This is a genomic window from Nonomuraea solani (assembly GCF_900108335.1).
Lineage (GTDB): Bacteria > Actinomycetota > Actinomycetes > Streptosporangiales > Streptosporangiaceae > Nonomuraea > Nonomuraea solani.
In genome coordinates, this window is the sequence record NZ_FNVT01000001.1 from 1,004,651 (window position 1) to 1,021,321 (window position 16,671).

The window sequence follows — 16,671 nt, forward strand, 5'->3', positions numbered from 1 at the left end:
CTGCCGACAGCGAACACCACGGGCACGATGATTTCCAGGGCGGGTCCGGCCTGGGATGATCTGCAACCGATTGTCTTCGCCGCCGTTCGATGTTAGATATGGCGGAGTCAACCCTCTTGTCAGCATCAGCACCCTTGGCTCCTTGGAGTGGCGATGTCCCCACGTCGCGGGCGGGTAGCAAGGCTCAGCCGATTAGTGATCGCCGTGGCGGCGCTCCTGACTCCGTTCCTGACAGCGGCTCCCGCCGGCGCGGCCCCGGAGGCGGTGGACGTTTACCGCTATCTGGAGGATCCGGAAATGGTGGGGGAGGGGCAGCAGCCGCCACACGCGGTGCTGCGGCCGTACGCGGACGCGCGCTCGGCGATCTCCGGCGTCACCGAGCACGACGCCCGCTCGCCGTGGATCTCCTCGCTGAACGGCGAGTGGCGGCTGACCATCGCGCCGCGGCCCGAGGAGGTGCCGGCGGGTTTCCAGGCCGCCGGCCACGACGTTTCGCGCTGGCCGAAGGCCAAGGTGCCGCACACCTGGCAGTCCGACTTCAGCGACCACCCGATGTTCCGCAACATCAGCGAGGAGATCTGGCCGGACGAACCGCCCAAGGTGCCCCGCGACGTGAACCCGACCGGCGCGTACGTCCGGCAGATCGACGTGCCCGCGAACTGGTCGGGGCGGCGGGTGTTCCTCCGGTTCGAGGGCGTCACCAGCGGCTACTTCGTCTGGGTCAACGGCGCGTACGTGGGCTACGACCAGGGCGGCTACACCCCGGCCGAGTTCGAGGTGACGGACGCCCTGCGGCCGGGCGCGAACCGGGTGGCCGTGCAGGTGCACCGGTGGGGAGCGGGGGCGTACCTGGAGGACTTCGACCAGTGGCGCTACAGCGGGATCTTCCGCGACGTCTGGATGTACGCCACCCCGCGGACCTCGTTGCGCGACGCGTACGTGACCACCGACCTCGACGCCCAGTACCGGAACGCCACCCTGACCGCGAAGGTCCAGGTCGCGGGTGAGGCCGCCGGCCACACCGTACGCGGCACACTGACCGACGCCCGCGGCCGGCCGGTCGCCACCACGTCGCAGCCCGTCGCCGAGGGCGGCGCGACCCTCACTTCCCAGGTCGGCGACCCGGCCAAGTGGAGTGCCGACTCGCCCGCCCTGTACGCCCTCGTCCTGGAGCTGCTCGACCCCGGCGGCAAGGTGCTGCACACCACGGCCCAGGCGGTCGGCTTCCGCGAGGTCGAGGTCAAGGACCGCCAGATGCTCGTCAACGGCGAGCGCATTCTCGTCAAGGGCACCAACCGCGCCGAGACCGACGCGGACACCGGCCGCCACCTCACCCGCGACGCCCAGCGCCGCGACGTCGAGCTGATGAAGAGCCTGCACCTCAACGCCGTCCGCACCTCGCACTACCCGTCCGACCCCTACCTCTACGACCTGGCCGACCGGTACGGCCTGTGGGTCGCCGACGAGGTGGACATCGAGACCCACTCGCGCGAGTCGTGCCCCCGCGACTGCCTGGCCGACCGGCCGGAGTGGCAGGCCGCCTTCGCCGACCGGTTCAGGGCCATGGTGGCCAGGGACAAGAACCATCCCAGCGTCATCATCTGGGACACCGGCAACGAGGCCGGGCTCGGCGCCGCGCACTACGCGATGGCGCGGTGGGCCGACGCCAACGAGCCGACCCGGCTGCTCTACCACCAGTCCAACAGCCCCAACGGCGACGCCCCGTACGCCGACGTGTGGGGCCCGCGCTACCCCACGCCCGGTTACGTCGACTCCATCGGCGGGACGACCACGCGGCCGGTCGTGTTCGGCGAGTACGCCCACGCCATGGGCAACAGCCTGGGCAACTTCGACCGCTTCTGGGAGCTGATCCGGCGCTACCCGTCTCTCCAGGGTGGTTTCATCTGGGACTGGGCGGAGGCCAACCTGCGCCAGCCGCTGGTGTTCACCCCCGACTCCTCCCGCAACCGCATCCAGGCGTTCCTCGTCGGCAAACCGGGGGCGGCCGAGGGGCGGCGCGGCCAGGCGGTGGAGCTGTCCAGCCTGGACGACTTCGTCAACGTCTTCCGCGACCGCAGACTGGACCTCACCGGCTCGGCCGTGACCCTGGACGCCTGGGTCAAGCCGGGGCCGTGGGCGGGCAGCCTCCCCATCGTGACCAAGGGGCGGGCGTACGCGCTGCAGATGCGCGACGAGCGCACGCTGGAGTTCGGCGTCACGACCGGCGCCGGCTGGAAGGCCGCCGCGGCCGCCGTACCCGACGACTGGTACGGCGCCTGGCACCACGTCACCGGCACCTATGACGGGACGGAGCTGCGGCTGTCCATCGACGACCGGCAGGCCGGGACCGCCGCGCAGTCCGGAGCCCTCGAACCCGGCCTCTACGAGGTCAACGTCGGCCGCAACGCGGAGACCCAGCAGGACAACACGGTGCCCCGGCTGGCCCGCGGCCTCATCGACGACGTCCGCGTGTACGGCGGGGGCGAGGACCCGGTGCTGGCCCTCGACTTCGACCGGTTCGACCGCCGCGGCGACTTCCTCAGCCTCGGGCTGAGCCTGTCCGGCACGGACGGCCTGGTCGGCTCCGACCGCCACCCGCAACCGGAGACGACGGAGATGGCCTGGGCCCACGCCCCCATCCGCTTCACCTCCACCGCTCCGTCCACCGGTAAGGTGCGCGTGCACAACGAGCAGCCCGCGGGCTCGCTGCACGTCAAGGTGCGCTGGTCGCTGCAGGAGGTGGACCGCGTGCTCCGTTCGGGCGTGCGCGACCTGCGCCTGGAGCCCGGGGGCAGCGCCGACCTCGACGTCGGGACCCCGCCCGCCAACCCGGACGACCGGCAGCGCAGGCTGATCGTCGAGGCCGTCGCCGCCGATCCGCCCGCGTGGGCGCCCAAGGGCTGGCGGTACGGCTGGCAGCAGTTCGACCTCGGCGGCCGCGTCGTCCCCGGCATCGCCCTGCCACCCGCCGGAACCCCGAAGCTGAGCCGCGACGGCGACACGATCACCGTAACCGGCGCCGGCTGGAAGTACCGCTTCGTGAAGGGTGCCCTGACGTCCATGGACGCCGGTGGCCGCGAGTTGCTGCGTGCGGGCCCGGAGCTGGACGTCTACCGGCCGCCCACCAGCAACGAGACCTACGACTGGGGCACCGCCGACCGGGAGGTGTGGCACCGGGCCGGCCTCGACCGGCTGCGTACGGAGATCACCGGTACGCGGGCCGAGCCGGACGGGGACGCCGTGGTCGTCGAGGTCACCAGCACCGCCGCCGCCCCCGGCATGGCGAGCCTGCTGTCGTTCGAGCAGGTCATGAGCTACCGCATCGACGGCCGGGGCACCGTGAGCCTGCGGCACCGCGTGGTTCCGCGCGGCTCGCGGCTGACCACGCTGCCGTACCTGCCCCGGGTGGGCGTACAGGTCAAGGTGCCCGGCTCGATGCGTGAGCTGGCCTACTACGGCAAGGGGCCGCATGAGACGTACAACGACCGGTCGAGCGGGGCCTTCACCGGCGTGTGGCGGAACGACGTGGACGAGGAATATGTCCGCTACTCCCGCCCCCAGGCGCACGGCAACCACACCGGCGCCCGCTGGGTGACGCTCAACGACGGCCGGAACGCCGGGCTGCTCGTCGGCAGGACCGACGGTCCCATCGACGTCAGCGCCACCCGGTACGACGAGCTGGCCCGCGCCGAGTACGACTTCCAGCTCCCGCTCGTGCGCAACGACGGCTGGATCACCCTGCACGCCGCCATCGGCGAGACCGGCATGGGGGAGACGCCCAACTCGGTGCTGACCGAGTATCGCGTGCCGCCCGCCAAGACCCAGGACTACACGCTGACGCTGCGCCCGCTCACCGCCAAGGAGGTCCGCGCCGGTGGCGTGGCCGACTCCGACGTGACCGCGCCCTGCCCGCCGGACGTGACCGCGACCGGCGACGGGAACGCCGAGCCCGGCACGCCCGAGCGCGTCACCGTCACCGTCACGGCCGGTTGCGCGGACGGGCTCACCGGCGTGACCGCGGTGCTGGCCGCGCCCGCGGGCTGGACGGTCACCCCCGCCACGGCCGACCTGGGCACAGTCGCTCATGGCACCCCCGGCCAGGCCTTGTTCACCGTCACCCCGCCGCCGGACGCCGACTTCGGCGAGCACGAGCTGACCGCCACGGTCACCGCCACCTCCGCCCGCTTCCCGGTCACCGCGCGGGCCGCCACGACGCTGCGCACGCCGTTGCCGCCGGGCAGCGTGTGGGTGAGCGACCTGCCGTTCACGGCGTCGGAGAACGGCTGGGGGCCGGTGGAGCGCGATCGCAGCAACGCCGAGCAGCCCGCCGGTGACGGCAGGACCTTGTCCATCGGCGGCCGGACGTACGAGAAGGGCATCGGCGCGCACGCCCCGTCGCGGATCGCGCTCGATCTCGGCGGGCGGTGTACGACGTTCCGCGCCGACGTCGGGGTGGACGACGAGATAGGCGGGAGCGGCTCGGTCGCCTTCGAGGTGTGGGTGGACGGGCAGCGCCGCGCGGCCTCCGGTGTGCTCACCGGGGCGGGCGGCGCGGAGTCGCTGTCGGCCGATGTCAGTGGGGGTCAGGTGCTGGAGCTGCGCGTCACGGACGGCGGCGACGGCAACGGCGCCGACCACGCCGACTGGGCCGCCGCCCGCCTGGCCTGCGGTTCAGGGTGAGGTCACGCGGACCGGGAGGGTGCGTGGGCCGCGCACCTGCCCGGTCGACCAGGTCACCGCCGCCGGGTCCGCCAGCGTGAACTCCGGGATGCGCTCCAGCCACACCTCCAGCGCCACCCGCAGCTCCATCCGCGCGAGATGCGAGCCCACACACCGGTGGATACCGAGTCCGAAGGCCGCGTGCCGGTTGACCTCCCGGTCGATGACGACCTCGCCGGCCCGCTCGAACTGCCCGGGATCCCGGTTGCCGGCCGGGAACGACAGCAGCACCCAGTCGTCGGCCCGCATGTCGACGCCGTTCCAGCTCATGTCCTCTTTCACCAGCCGCGCCATCGTGACCGGCGCGTACGCCCGCAGGAACTCCTCCATCGCCGTCGGCAGCAGCCCCGGCTCGGCCACCAGCCGCTCCCGATCGGCCGGCGTCCTGGCCAGATGCCACAACGACGCCCCGATGGCGCTCCACGTCGTGTCGATGCCGGCGATGAGTAATAACGCCATCGTCCCCGCCACGTGCGACGATTCGAGCTTGCGCCCGTACAGCTCGGCGTTGATGAGATAGGTCGTCAGGTCGTCGCGCGGCTGGTCGAGGTGGGCGCGGATCTGGACGAGCAGGTAGTCGAACAGCTCGTCCATCCGCGCCGTCCGCTCCTCCGCCGGCAGGTTGACGCCTTCGAGCACGTTCTCGATGAAGCGACGGAAGCGCGGCCCGTCCTCCTGCGGGAAGCCCAGCATGTCGGCGATCACCCGCCGCGGGATGTGCTGGGCGTAGTCGCGGGCCGCGTCCACGACCTCCTGCCCGCGCAGATCGTCGATCAGCGAGTGGCACATCGCCCGCGCCGCCTCCTCCCGCTTGGCGACCGCGCTCTTGGTGAACGCCGGCAGCAGCAGCCGCCGCGCGTCGTGGTGGAACGGCGGGTCGGAGGAGATCGGCGGCGTGCTGCCCACCGGCGCCAGCTCGCGCGGCGGCCGGAAGTTGCTCATGATGATCGAGCGCGAGGAGAACCGCTCGGTGTCGTACGCGATCGCCGCGACGTCCGCGTAGCGCGTCGGCAGCCACCCGCCGCCGAACCGCCCGGTGTGCGCGATCGGGCAGCGCCCCCGCAGGTCCTCCATGATCGGGTACGGGTCCGCGGCCCATTCGGGTTCGAGGTGGGAGAAGTCGGTCGCCCAGTCGGACACCGGCCCGGTGATGATCTCGTTGCGCGTACCGCCGGGCTCCTCCCCGTCGTCCTGCCCGAAGTCTCGGACGAAACGGTCGTCCACGCCCATATCACGCCTCCTCGGTGGTGGAGCCCGCCGGTGCGAGGCCGGCGATGACGCGGGTGAGCAGCGCGGCCCACTCCTCGCGGTCCACCGCCCGCAGGTCGGGCGGGACCAGGGCGCTGCCCATGGCGAGCAGCAGGCAGAAGTGGGCGAGCGCGTCCGGCGACAGCGCGGGATCGAGCTCGCCGTCGCCCTGCGCCACGTGGACGAGGTCGGCGATCCACCCGGCCCGTTCGCCGATGTAGTCGCGCATCGGACCGGCCACGTCCTCGTCCCTGCGGGCCGCGACCAGGGCCTCGACGATGAGGTAGGCGCCGGGATCGCGGCGGCGCGGCAGGTTGCGGCCGAGCGTGAGCAGCAGGTCCGTGGCCGACCGGTCGGGATCGGTGGCGAACAGGCCGGCCAGCAGCCGCCGCCCGTGCGCCCGCAGCGCGGCCACGAGCAGGTCGGCCTTCGAGCCGAAGTGCGCGTACAGGGCGCCGTTGCTCACGCCCGCGGCGGCGGCGATGTCCGCCACGCGGGTACCGTCGTAACCGCGTTCGGCGAAGACCTCCGCGGCGGCGGCCAGCAGCCGCTCACGCGTCTCGGCAGCCGTGACACCCGGAATGCGCCCCATGAGGAAGATTAAAATGATCGTTCATTTGATTCGTCAAGAGTCACCGGCCGGATATCCCGGTCAGCGTGACGCCCCTGATGAACGTCTTCTGCGCGATGAAGAACAGCATGAGGATGGGCATCAGCGTGATCAGGGCCACGGCCATCATCTGGTTGTACTGGGTGGCGTACTGCCCCGAGAACATCGCCAGGCCCAGCGGGATCGTGAACCTGTCCGTCGTGCGCAGATAGATCACCGACTCCAGATACTGGTTCCAGTTGCCCACGAACGAGAACAGCATGATGGAGGCCAGCGCCGGTTTCGACAGCGGCAGCATCACCCGCCACAGGATGCGCAGTTCGGAGGCGCCGTCGATGCGGGCGGCGTCGATCAGCTCCTGCGGGATCGTGGTGAAGAACTGCCGGAGCAGGAAGATGTAGAGCGCCACCCCGAAGAACTCGGGCACGACCAGCGGCAGGTACGTGTCCACCCAGCCGAGGCCCGCGAACATGACGTACTTCGGCACCAGCGTGATCTCGCGCGGGATCATCATGGTCGCCAGCAGCAGCGCGAACATCACACTCGCCGCCCTGGCCCGCAGCCGCGCGAAGGCGTAGGCGGGCAGCACGCAGGAGATCAGGTTGCCCAGCATCGACAGCGCGGTGATGAGCACGCTGTTGAGCAGGAACGTGGTGAACGGCAGGCTCCCGCTCCACCCGCGCGCGTAGTTCTCGAAGTGGAAGGAGCTCGGCAGGAACTCCGGCGGGAAGGCCAGGTTCTCGGCGTCCGACTTGAGCGACGTCGTGACCATCCACAGGAACGGCAGGACGAACACGGCGGTGGCGATGACGAGCAGGAGGTAGGCGCCGGTGCGCCGGATCCGCCGGACGCGCTCGGCCTGGACGGCGGTGAGCGTCCTGGGCGGGGCGGCCGGGGGCCTGGCCGTCTCCAGCAGCATCACGGCCTCCTCACGCGAACTCGTAGTGCACCCAGCGCCTGGCCAGGCGGAACTGGACGAACGTGACGGCGATGACGATGACGAACATCGCCCACGACAGGGCGGCGGCGTACCCCATGTCGAAGTAGACGAAGGCGTGCCGGTAGATGTAGAGGCCGAGGACCATGGTCGAATTGGCCGGGCCGCCCTCGGTCATGATGAGGATCAGCGAGTACGCCTGGATGCTCGCGATGAACCCGGTGACCACGTTGAAGAAGATGACCGGCGACATCATGGGCACGGTCACGCTCCAGAACCGGCGCCACCAGCCGGCCCCGTCGATCTCGGCGGCCTCGTACAGGGACCGGGGGATGCCCTGCAGCCCGGCCAGGTAGATGATGATCGTGTTGCCCGCGCCCCACACGCTCATCAGGATCAGCGCGGGCATCGCCCAGTCCGGCGAGCCCAGCCAGCCGGGCCCGGTGACGCCGGCCATCGCCAGCAGCTTGTTGATCAGCCCGTAGTCGGGGTGCAGGATGTTCAGCCAGAGCAGCGCGGTGGCCACGCCGGAGACCACCGACGGCATGTACATCACGGTGCGGAACAGGCCCTGGAAGCGCAGCGGCTGGTTGAGCAGCATCGCCAGCAGCAGGGTGAAGCTCACGCCGAGGGCCACCGAGCCGACGCCGTAGTAGAAGGTGCCCCTGATGGCGTCCCAGAACTCGGTGTCGGCCAGCATCTTGCGATAGTTGTCCAGGCCGATCCACTCGGGCGGGCGCAGCAGGTTCCACTTGGTGAAGCTGAGCACGACGGAGGCGAGGATCGGGCCGCCGCTGAACAGGACGAACCCGATCACCCACGGTGAGACGAACAGGTGGAAGCGCCGCGCCTCCCGGCGACTCGTCGTAACGGGCCGCCTTATACCGAGCGTGGTCATGCGATCTTGTTCTCGGCCAGCAGCGGAGTGACCTTGTCCGCGATCTGCCGCAGCGCGTCCTCCAGGCCGAGTTTGCCGATCATGGCCTGTTCCCAGATCGGCTTGGCCGTGTCCACGACCTTCTTGTTGGCGGGCAGGTGCATGACGCCGTCGCTGGTGGCGTACTCCTTCATGGCCTCCTGGGCGACCTCGATGACGTCCTTGGGGATGCCCAGCGCCTCGGCGTTCGGCAGCCAGGCCGACTGGCGGGCGGGCGCGCTGATCCGGCGGAACTGCTGGCCGGTGGAGGACAGATACTCGTTGAGGTAGATCCAGGCGGCGTCCTTCTGCCGCGAGGCCGCCGTCATCGCCAGGCCGCTGCCCACCGCCGGGGTGAAACGGCCCGCCGGGCCCTTCGGCACGGGCGCGGCGCCCCATGTGAACGCCTTCTGCTTGGCCAGCTCGGTGAGGATCCACGCGCCCTGGATCGACATCGCCGCCTTGCCGATCTTGAACGGTTCCACCTTCTCCAGCACCTGGTTCAGCTCGGCCAGGCTGGGCACCGCCTTGTCCTTGAGCAGCACGTCCAGCCACATGCCCATGGCCTTCTCGGCGGGCGCCTGGGCGATGGTCACCGTCATCTCGTCCTGGCTGAGGAAGCGGCCGCCGTACGGGAGCAGGAAGATCGTGGTCAGGTCGGGCGCCGGGAGCGGCATCGGGGTGAAGCCGAAGATCTTCTGCGCGCCCTCGCCCTTGGTCAGCCTCCTCGCGGTCTCGACCATCTTCTCGACGGTCCACGACGCGTCGGGGTAGCCGACGCCGGCCGCGTCGAAGGCGTCCTTGTTGTAGAAGAGCAGCTTGGGGGCCATATCCGTGGGCAGCGCGTACAGCTTGCCGCCGGCGTCCTTGAAATAGCCGAGCGCGTTCTCCGGCAGGTCGTCCATGCCGAAGCCGGGCGTCTTGGCGATGTACGACTCCAGCGGCTCGAACACGGCGTTGGCGATGAAGTTCTGGGCCCAGCTGTAATGCGTGTACATGACGTCGGGCAGCTTCCCGCCCGCCGCCTGGGCCATGTACTTGGTCAGGTAGGCGTCGATCGGGGAGGTCTCTCGCCTGATCTCGATGTTCGGGTGCCGCCGCCGGAAGAACAGGTCGAACTGGGCGTTGCGCACCTCGGCGATGACGTCCGCCGTGATGGCCACGGTCAGCACCACCTTGGCCGGCGGCTCGGGCACCTGCGTGGCCGGCCAGGTCAGCGACTTGTCGAGGGCCTCGGCCTCCTCGAAGGGCCAGGTCTCGTTGCCGGGCCGGTTCGGGTCGAGGGCGGGCACGCCGGACTTCACCGGGGCCGGGGGTTGCGCCTGGGGGCGCTGCCGGGTGTCTCCGGCGCACGCGCCGAGCGCGGGCAGGGCTACCGCGAGGGCCAGCAACTGGCGGCGGTTCAGATTTGGGGGAGCCGGTCGGGCGGCAGAGATCGGATGAATAGCCGGGCCGGTCGGTCGTTCTTGCGACAGTCCGTGAGGCATGGCCGTACCGTAGACCTGGTAATTAACTTCGTCAAGAATTGAATTGAAACAGCTCTCAACCTAGGCTAAAGCCCGCTGTGAGGAGACTGGCGACCGCCTGTTCTGGGCCGCCGCGAGCGGTGCCGCGCAGTGACGCGGGGCGGTCGACTCCTCCTATCTCTTCGTACTGGAGGGCCTGTGCCGGAGTGGACGTTCAGTGAGGACGATCTGGAGGCGGCGGTCGCGCTCGGCGCGGCCGGCGAGCTGACCCTGGAGGTACGCCACGAGGGCCGCGCCGTGGTCCTGCCGTCCAGGCTCGGGATCCGGACCGCCCACGAGGACCTGACCACGGGGCTGGCCTTCACCGGGAGCGACAGCCGGCGGATCGACGATTTCTATCGGACCGTGACGGGGAAACGGCGCGAGCACCGGTACACGGCCACGGAGTGGACGCTGTCGTTCGCCAAGGGCCCGCACCGGCTCGACCTGCTGGTCCGGGTGGGCGGGGGCGGCGTGGCCTACCGGTACGCGGTGCCCTGGACCGGGCCCGTCACGGTGACCGGGGAGCTGTCGGAGTATGTGGTGGCGGGGGACGCCCGGGCGGTGCTGCTGCCGTACGAGAACGGGCGGTGCGACTACGAGGAGATCCACCGCCACACCACGGTCGCCGGCGCCGAGCCCATCCTGTACGGCTACCCGTCGCTCTTCCAGACCGGCGGCATCTGGCTGATGCTCACCGAGTCCGACCTGGACGGCGGCTACGCCGGTTCCCGCCTGCGCTTCGACGGTCACGCCTTCCGCCTCGACCTGCCCGACCCGTACGTGACCGCCGCCAGCCCGCTCGTCACCCCCTGGCGCACGATGATCGTCGGCGACCTGGCCGCGATCGTCGAGAGCGACCTGGTCACCAGCCTCGCCGCGCCCTCCAAGGTCGCGGACCCCGCCTGGATCCGCCCCGGGGCCGCCGCCTGGTCCTGGTGGTCGGACGGACCCTCGACCCGCGACCTGGACGCCCAGAAGCGCTGGGTGGACTTCGCCGCCGCCAACGGCTGGCCGTACGTGCTGGCCGACGCCGGCTGGAACAAGGAGTGGATGCCCGAGCTGATCGGCTACGCCACGGACAAGGGCGTCGGCGTGTGGCTGTGGTCGCACTGGCAGCACGTGGACACCGAGCTGGAGCACCGGGAGAAGCTCGCGCTCTGGAAGGAGTGGGGCGCGGCCGGCGTGAAGATCGACTTCACCGAGTCGGACGGCCAGGACCGCATGCGCTGGTTCGACGCCATCCTGGCCGCCACCGCCCGGCTGGAGCTCATGGTCGTCTTCCACGGCGGCACGATCCCGCGCGGCACCGAGCGTACGTGGCCGCACTTCATGACCGCCGAGGCGGTCAAGGGCGCCGAATGGATCAAGCCGAAACCCGGCAAACAGCCCCTTTACCCGGCCACCCACTACCTGTCGCTGGCCTGCACCCGCAACGTGCAGGGCCCGATGGACTTCACCCCGTGCACGTTCACCGGCGTCCGCACGATCACGGCCGGGTTCGAGCTGGCCCTCGCGGTGCTCTTCGAGTCCGGGATCCAGCACTTCGCCGACGGCATCGCGGCCTACGAGGCCAGGCCGGAGGCGCTGCGGCTGCTGTCGAACGTCCCCGTCGCCTGGGACGAGACGCGGCTGCTGTCCGGCGACCCCGCCGACCACCTCCTGCTGGCCAGGAGGAGCGGCGGCGAGTGGTACGTCGGCGCCGGCGTGTCGGGCGAGGCCCGCACGCTCACTGTGCCGCTCGGCTTCCTCGACGAGGGGGAGTGGGCGGCCGAGATCTACCGGGACGCCCCCGGCGACCGGATCCTCGCCGAGACGGCCACCGTCTCCGCCGGGGGCAAGCTCGACCTCGCCGTGCCCCCCAACGGCGGGTTCACGCTTCACCTCAGGAGAGAGATCTCATGATCAAGCAGCTCAGCGGCGTGCTGGCCGCACTGACCCTCACCGCCACCGCCCTGCCCGCCTCCGCCGCCGCCTGGACGCTGCGCTGGAACCCCGGCATCCAGGGCGTCTCGGCCACCTTCGAGGGCATCGAGGACGACCGCGCCGACTCCCACTCCGGCACCACGCACATCTACGTCTCCGGCGACGCCTACCGCTTCGACATGCACACCCAGGACCGCGACGGCTCCGACCGGCAGCGCAACGAGGTCAAGGGCATGCGCACGAGCGGCAGCTCGTACCTCAAGATCCTGAAGAACCAGACCTGGCGGATCGGCTACCAGCTCTACATTCCCACCTCCCTCGACGCGACCACCTCCTTCAGCCACATCGCGCAGATGAAGACGCCCGGCTCGGGCGCGCCCCTCTACACGATGTCGCTGCCGGTCTCCGGCGGCACCCCGAAGATCAACGTCAGGTATTGGGACGAGTCCGAGCAGACCCACGAGGTCGGCAACACCAACCTCAACCCGATCCAGGGCAAGTGGCTCGACACCACCTTCGAGTTCAAGGCCGCCGACAACGGCTACCTGCGCTGGACGCTCAAAGACGGCTCCACCACGCTCGTCGACAGGCGCATGGACGGCACCGACCTGTGGCGCGGCGACGACGAGTACCTGCGGCCCAAGTGGGGGATCTACCGCAGCGTCAACAGCTCGGGGCTGCAGAACACCTACCTGCTGATCAGGAACCTGCAGGCCCACCAGCTCACCGGGAGCGCCGAGTGAGGGCCCGCCTTCTGGGCGTTCTGGCGGCGTTCGCGCTGGTCGTCCAGGTCGGCGGCGCCGTCCCGGCCGGGGCGGCGCCGCGCTGGGAGCGCCGCTGGGACCCGAGCCCGGCGCGCGACGGGCTCGGGGCGTTCGAGGCGCTGGAGGACGACCGGCGCGGCTCGCACCCCGAGGGGCAGCCGCACGTGCGGGTGGAGGGGAACGCCTGGCGCTTCGACGCGCACCTGGAGGACCGCGACGGGGCCGACCGGATGCGGAACGAGGTACGCGGCCTGCGCACCTCCGGCGGGCGGCCGCTGGAGATCCGTAAGGATGAGACGTGGCGGCTGTCGTACCGGATGTACATTCCGGACACGCTCGACGCGACCACCGGCTTCAGCCACATCTGGCAGCTCAAGACCTCTGACATCGGTACGCCGGTGGCGCAGGTGTCGCTGCCGGTCGTGGGCGGGGTGCAGAAGATCGCGGCCCGCTACTGGACGCTTGCGGACAACAAGTCACACGACTTCGCCCTGGCCGACCTGGAGCCGATCCAGAACCGGTGGGTGACGACCGTGATCGAGTTCAAGTCCGGTGATGACGGATATATGCGGTGGATCCTGCGGGACGGGCGGCGCACGATCGTCGATCAGCGGGTGGACGGGATCGACCTGTGGTGGACGGCCGAACAGTACAACCGGCCGAAGTGGGGCATCTACCGCAGCATCAAGAGCGCCGGGCTGCAGGAGACGTACCTGCTGGTCAAGGATCTCAAGGCCGAGCAGCTCGGGGCCGCGACGCCGCCCGTGCGGCTGCCGCCGCCGGACCGGAGCCCGGGGACCTACGAGGCCGAGCGGGCCGGGAACGTGTGGGAGGGCGCGGCCGAGCCGGCGTACTGCGCGGTGTGCTCGGGCGGGCGCAAGGTGATCCTCATCGGCGGCAACGTCTACGACCACACCGTGGTCAGGGGCGTGCTGGCGGAGACGGCCGGGGCGCGGCGGATGACCGTGCACGCGCTGGTGGACGGCGCGCAGACGTTCTCGGTCAGCGTGAACGGCGGTGACGCGATCCAGGTGCCGATGACCGGGACCAAGGACACGGTCACGACCGCCACCGTGCCGGTGGAGCTGGTGGCCGGGGTCAACACGATCCGCTTCTTCGGGCACGCGGCACGCGGGCCGGAACTGGACAAGATCGTCATCGGAGAGGTAGTCAATGGCACCTGATCTCAGCAGACGCGGGCTGTTCGCGGCGGGCGGCGCGCTGGCCCTGACCACCATGGCGGGCGCCCCTGCCTCCGCCGGCGTGCTTTGGCAGTCCCGGCTGGTCCGGTACGACCGGCGGGGGCGGCTGGTCTACGAGCAGGACGCCGAGGGCAACCGCGTCCCCGACTTCAGCCACGCCGGCTACCGGGGCGGCGAACGCCCGATCCCGCACGTGCCCGTGGCCAGGACGATCCGGCCGGTCGAGGGCGACAACACCGCGCACATCCAGGCGGCGCTCGACGCCGTCGGCGCGCTGCCCCGCCGCCGGCGCGGCGCCGTGCTCCTGCTGCCCGGCCTCTATCCCGTCGCCGGGACCCTGTACGTCCGCGCGAGCGGCACCGTGCTGCGCGGCTCCGGCGACGGCGAGGACCCGGCGGGCAACACGATCATCAAGGCGACCGGCAACACTCCGGCCGCCCGCGACGTCATCGTGGCCGGCGGGGTCGCGGGCGGTGGATGGGCCGGTGAGGTGCCGGGGACCCGTACCGAGATCACGACCGGGTTCGTGCAGGTGGGCGCACGCGAGTTCGAGGTGGCGAATCCGGGTGCGCTCCGTCCTGGCGACAACATCGTGATCAACCACCCGTGCACCGAGGAGTGGCTGAAGGCCATCGACTACGGCGGCCATGACGTGGGCCCGGCGTGGAAGGTGGGCGAACAGCCGATCATCTACAACCGCTACGTACGCAACATTTCCGGAAATGTCGTGACCCTCGACGTGCCGGTCTTCAACCACCTCAACGGCGCCCACGCCACCTCATACCTCTACCGATGGGACCGGGCCGGGCTCGTCACCGAGGTCGGCGTGGAGCGGCTGCGCGTGGACATCGAGTATCACGGGGATCCCGAGCAGGACGAGGAGCACGCGTACAACGCGATCGTGCTGCTGCGCACCGAGGACTCGTGGGTGCGGGACTGCACGATGCTGCACTTCACCCAGGCCGGGGTCGCCACCCAGGAGACCACCCGCGCCACGGTCGAGAACTGCCGCGCCATCGACCCCGTCAGCGTCGTCACCGGCAGCAGGCGCTACAACTTCAACACCTACACCTACTCCCAGCAGGTGCTCTTCCGCGACTGCTACGCCTACAAGGCCAGGCACGCCTTCGTCTCCAACGGCCACAGCACGGTGTCGGGCGTCGTCTTCCTGCGTGGCACGTCGGAGTACGCGCTCAACTCCAGCGAGGGTCACCGCCGCTGGTCGCAGGGCCTGCTGTTCGACGGTCACCGGGACGTGGACCCGCACTACGACTACACGCTCGGCCTCTACAACCGGGGCCGCTACGGCACCTCGCACGGCTGGTCGGCGGCCCATTCCGTGGCCTGGAACTGCGACGTCGCCACCAGCCGGCTCATCGTCCAGAAACCTCCGACGGCCCAGAACTACGCGATCGGCTGCCGGGGCACGGTGACGGGCGACGGCCCGTTCGCCCAGCCCACCGGCTACATCGAGGGCCCGAACCAGCCCGGCCTCCTGCCACCCTCCCTCTACCAGGCCCAGCTCCTGGACCGGCTACGCCCCTGACGCGGTGGCCCGCCCTCGGGCACACCGGCCCGAGGGCGGGAGGGCGCCGCTAGACGGTGAAGAGGGTCTGGATGGCGACCGCGGCCGCGCCGCGTGCCCACTGCTCGAACGTGCGCGGCCGCAGCAGCACCCGGCAGTCGGCCGCCGCGCCGAACGCCTGGGCGGCGAAGGCCCGGTTGACCTGCTCCTCGAACAGCTCGTACGCCGCCAGCCCCGGCACGTCACCCGTCACGATGATCCGCTCCGGCCCGATCAGGTTGGCCATCGACGCCATGGCCAGCCCGAGGGCGTGCCCGGCCCGGTCGAACACCTGCCGCGCCGCCGCGTCCCCCGCGTGCGCGGCCTCGATGGCCGCCTCGATGCTCAGCGGCCCCCGTCCGGTGGCCGCGCCGACCGCCGCCACCAGGGGCGCGGTCCCGGCGATCGCCTCGACGCAGCCGCGCCCGCCGCAGTGGCACGCGGGCTCGTCGCCGCCCACGGGAATGTGGCCGATCTCCCCGGCCACCCCGTGCGACCCGGCGATCACCCGGTCGTCGACCACCAGCCCGCAGCCGATCCCCACCCCCACGGTCACCAGCGCGAACGACGACGCGCCCACGCCGTCGCCGAACCACTGCTCGGCCACGGTGAGCGACTTGACGTCGTTCTCGATCGTGACGGTCAGGCCGGTCGCCTGGGCCGCCAGCCGGGCCAGCGGCACCTGCCGCCAGCCCAGAAACGGCGAGTAGCGCACCAGCCCGCCGGCCTTGTCGACGTCGCCGGACACGGCCAGCCCCAGCGCGTGGCAGCGCCGGCGATAGGCGGGATCGGTGTCGAGCAGCCCTGTCACCAGGGCCGCCAGCTCCGCCACCACGCCTTCGGGCGCCGTGGCCGTCAGCGGGCGGTGGGCGGAGGCCAGGGGCCGCGCGCGCAGGTCGGTGACCACGCCGATGAGGTCGTCATGGGTGATCTTCACGCCGATGAAGAACTCCCGGTCGGGCCTGATGACCAGCGGGCTGGCCGGGCGGCCGGCGCCGGGTCCGGTCCGTTCGGTCGCCTCCAGCTCCTCCAGGTAGCCCGCGTCGATGAAGGGCCTGGCCGCCTTGGTGACGGCCGCGGACGACAGGCCCGTCCGCCTCGCGATCTCCACCCGGGAGACCGGCCCCTGCGTCAGCACCATGGTGAACACCGTGGTCGCGGCGGGGGTGGTGGTGAGCCGAGGGTGCATGCCGGTCATCGTAACAAGAATTAACTTCGTCAAGAATTGAATTCGAGGCGTTGTGTCGCGGGCCTACGGGTGGGGGGTATGTATAGTGGAA

General features: G+C 70.9%; 11 protein-coding genes. 5 read left to right on the top strand and 6 right to left on the bottom strand.

All coding sequences use genetic code 11. The annotated features are described in order from the left end of the window. Window positions 1-153 precede the first annotated feature (153 nt). Window positions 154-4,680 carry a glycoside hydrolase family 2 TIM barrel-domain containing protein gene (locus C4V41_RS04375; RefSeq protein ID WP_103954379.1) on the top strand — a complete coding sequence of 1,509 codons (4,527 nt, stop codon included), beginning with the start codon at window positions 154-156 and terminating at the stop codon, window positions 4,678-4,680. Here the strand turns inward: C4V41_RS04375 and C4V41_RS04380 are convergent. The 5 genes from C4V41_RS04380 to C4V41_RS04400 are packed head-to-tail and all read right to left on the bottom strand — an operon-like array spanning window position 4,672 to window position 9,821. Next, the gene (locus tag C4V41_RS04380; RefSeq protein WP_103954380.1) at window positions 4,672-5,949 is read right to left on the bottom strand and encodes a cytochrome P450; all 1,278 of its coding nucleotides are present in this window, start codon (window positions 5,947-5,949) and stop codon (window positions 4,672-4,674) included. The genes C4V41_RS04375 and C4V41_RS04380 overlap by 9 nt on opposite strands. A 1-nt stretch (window position 5,950) precedes the next feature. Beyond that, the gene (locus C4V41_RS04385; protein ID WP_103954381.1) at window positions 5,951-6,559 is read right to left on the bottom strand and encodes a TetR/AcrR family transcriptional regulator; all 609 of its coding nucleotides are present in this window, start codon (window positions 6,557-6,559) and stop codon (window positions 5,951-5,953) included. 40 nt (window positions 6,560-6,599) lie between these two features. Further along, window positions 6,600-7,496 carry a carbohydrate ABC transporter permease gene (locus tag C4V41_RS04390; protein ID WP_103954382.1) on the bottom strand — a complete coding sequence of 299 codons (897 nt, stop codon included), beginning with the start codon at window positions 7,494-7,496 and terminating at the stop codon, window positions 6,600-6,602. A gap of 10 nt (window positions 7,497-7,506) precedes the next feature. Then, the gene (locus C4V41_RS04395) at window positions 7,507-8,412 is read right to left on the bottom strand and encodes a carbohydrate ABC transporter permease (RefSeq protein WP_103954383.1); all 906 of its coding nucleotides are present in this window, start codon (window positions 8,410-8,412) and stop codon (window positions 7,507-7,509) included. Then, the gene (locus C4V41_RS04400; protein WP_160150163.1) at window positions 8,409-9,821 is read right to left on the bottom strand and encodes an ABC transporter substrate-binding protein; all 1,413 of its coding nucleotides are present in this window, start codon (window positions 9,819-9,821) and stop codon (window positions 8,409-8,411) included. Before C4V41_RS04400 ends, C4V41_RS04395 begins: the two co-directional genes overlap by 4 nt. A gap of 273 nt (window positions 9,822-10,094) precedes the next feature. Between C4V41_RS04400 and C4V41_RS04405 the strand changes: the two genes are divergently transcribed. From C4V41_RS04405 to C4V41_RS04420, 4 genes are read left to right on the top strand one after another with little or no spacing between them, the layout of a single operon-like run. Beyond that, entirely contained in the window at window positions 10,095-11,840 is a 1,746-nt protein-coding gene (locus C4V41_RS04405; protein ID WP_146103530.1) for a glycoside hydrolase family 97 protein, read from the top strand. Further along, window positions 11,837-12,604, top strand: a complete 768-nt coding sequence (locus C4V41_RS04410; protein ID WP_103954386.1) for a hypothetical protein — start codon at window positions 11,837-11,839, stop codon at window positions 12,602-12,604. The genes C4V41_RS04405 and C4V41_RS04410 overlap by 4 nt, the downstream gene beginning before the upstream one ends. Then, a complete protein-coding gene (locus tag C4V41_RS04415; RefSeq protein ID WP_103954387.1) occupies window positions 12,601-13,809 on the top strand; it encodes a carbohydrate-binding protein in 1,209 nt (402 codons plus the stop codon). The genes C4V41_RS04410 and C4V41_RS04415 overlap by 4 nt, the downstream gene beginning before the upstream one ends. Beyond that, entirely contained in the window at window positions 13,799-15,373 is a 1,575-nt protein-coding gene (locus C4V41_RS04420; RefSeq protein ID WP_103954388.1) for a pectate lyase family protein, read from the top strand. Before C4V41_RS04415 ends, C4V41_RS04420 begins: the two co-directional genes overlap by 11 nt. A 49-nt stretch (window positions 15,374-15,422) precedes the next feature. Here C4V41_RS04420 and C4V41_RS04425 read toward each other — a convergent pair whose 3' ends face one another. Continuing rightward, on the bottom strand, window positions 15,423-16,580 hold the full coding sequence (locus C4V41_RS04425) for an ROK family protein (RefSeq protein WP_200823734.1): 1,158 nt from the start codon (window positions 16,578-16,580) through the stop codon (window positions 15,423-15,425). Window positions 16,581-16,671: the final 91 nt, after the last annotated feature.

Bases quoted from the DNA above. Each gene is read 5' to 3' on its own strand.
- C4V41_RS04425 (WP_200823734.1), bottom strand. From the start codon at position 16,580: ATGCACCCTCGGCTCACCACCACCCCCGCCGCGACCACGGTGTTCACC.
- C4V41_RS04395 (WP_103954383.1), bottom strand. From the start codon at position 8,412: ATGACCACGCTCGGTATAAGGCGGCCCGTTACGACGAGTCGCCGGGAG.
- C4V41_RS04380 (WP_103954380.1), bottom strand. From the start codon at position 5,949: ATGGGCGTGGACGACCGTTTCGTCCGAGACTTCGGGCAGGACGACGGG.
- C4V41_RS04420 (WP_103954388.1), top strand. From the start codon at position 13,799: ATGGCACCTGATCTCAGCAGACGCGGGCTGTTCGCGGCGGGCGGCGCG.
- C4V41_RS04375 (WP_103954379.1), top strand. From the start codon at position 154: ATGTCCCCACGTCGCGGGCGGGTAGCAAGGCTCAGCCGATTAGTGATC.
- C4V41_RS04390 (WP_103954382.1), bottom strand. From the start codon at position 7,496: ATGCTGCTGGAGACGGCCAGGCCCCCGGCCGCCCCGCCCAGGACGCTC.
- C4V41_RS04410 (WP_103954386.1), top strand. From the start codon at position 11,837: ATGATCAAGCAGCTCAGCGGCGTGCTGGCCGCACTGACCCTCACCGCC.
- C4V41_RS04385 (WP_103954381.1), bottom strand. From the start codon at position 6,559: ATGGGGCGCATTCCGGGTGTCACGGCTGCCGAGACGCGTGAGCGGCTG.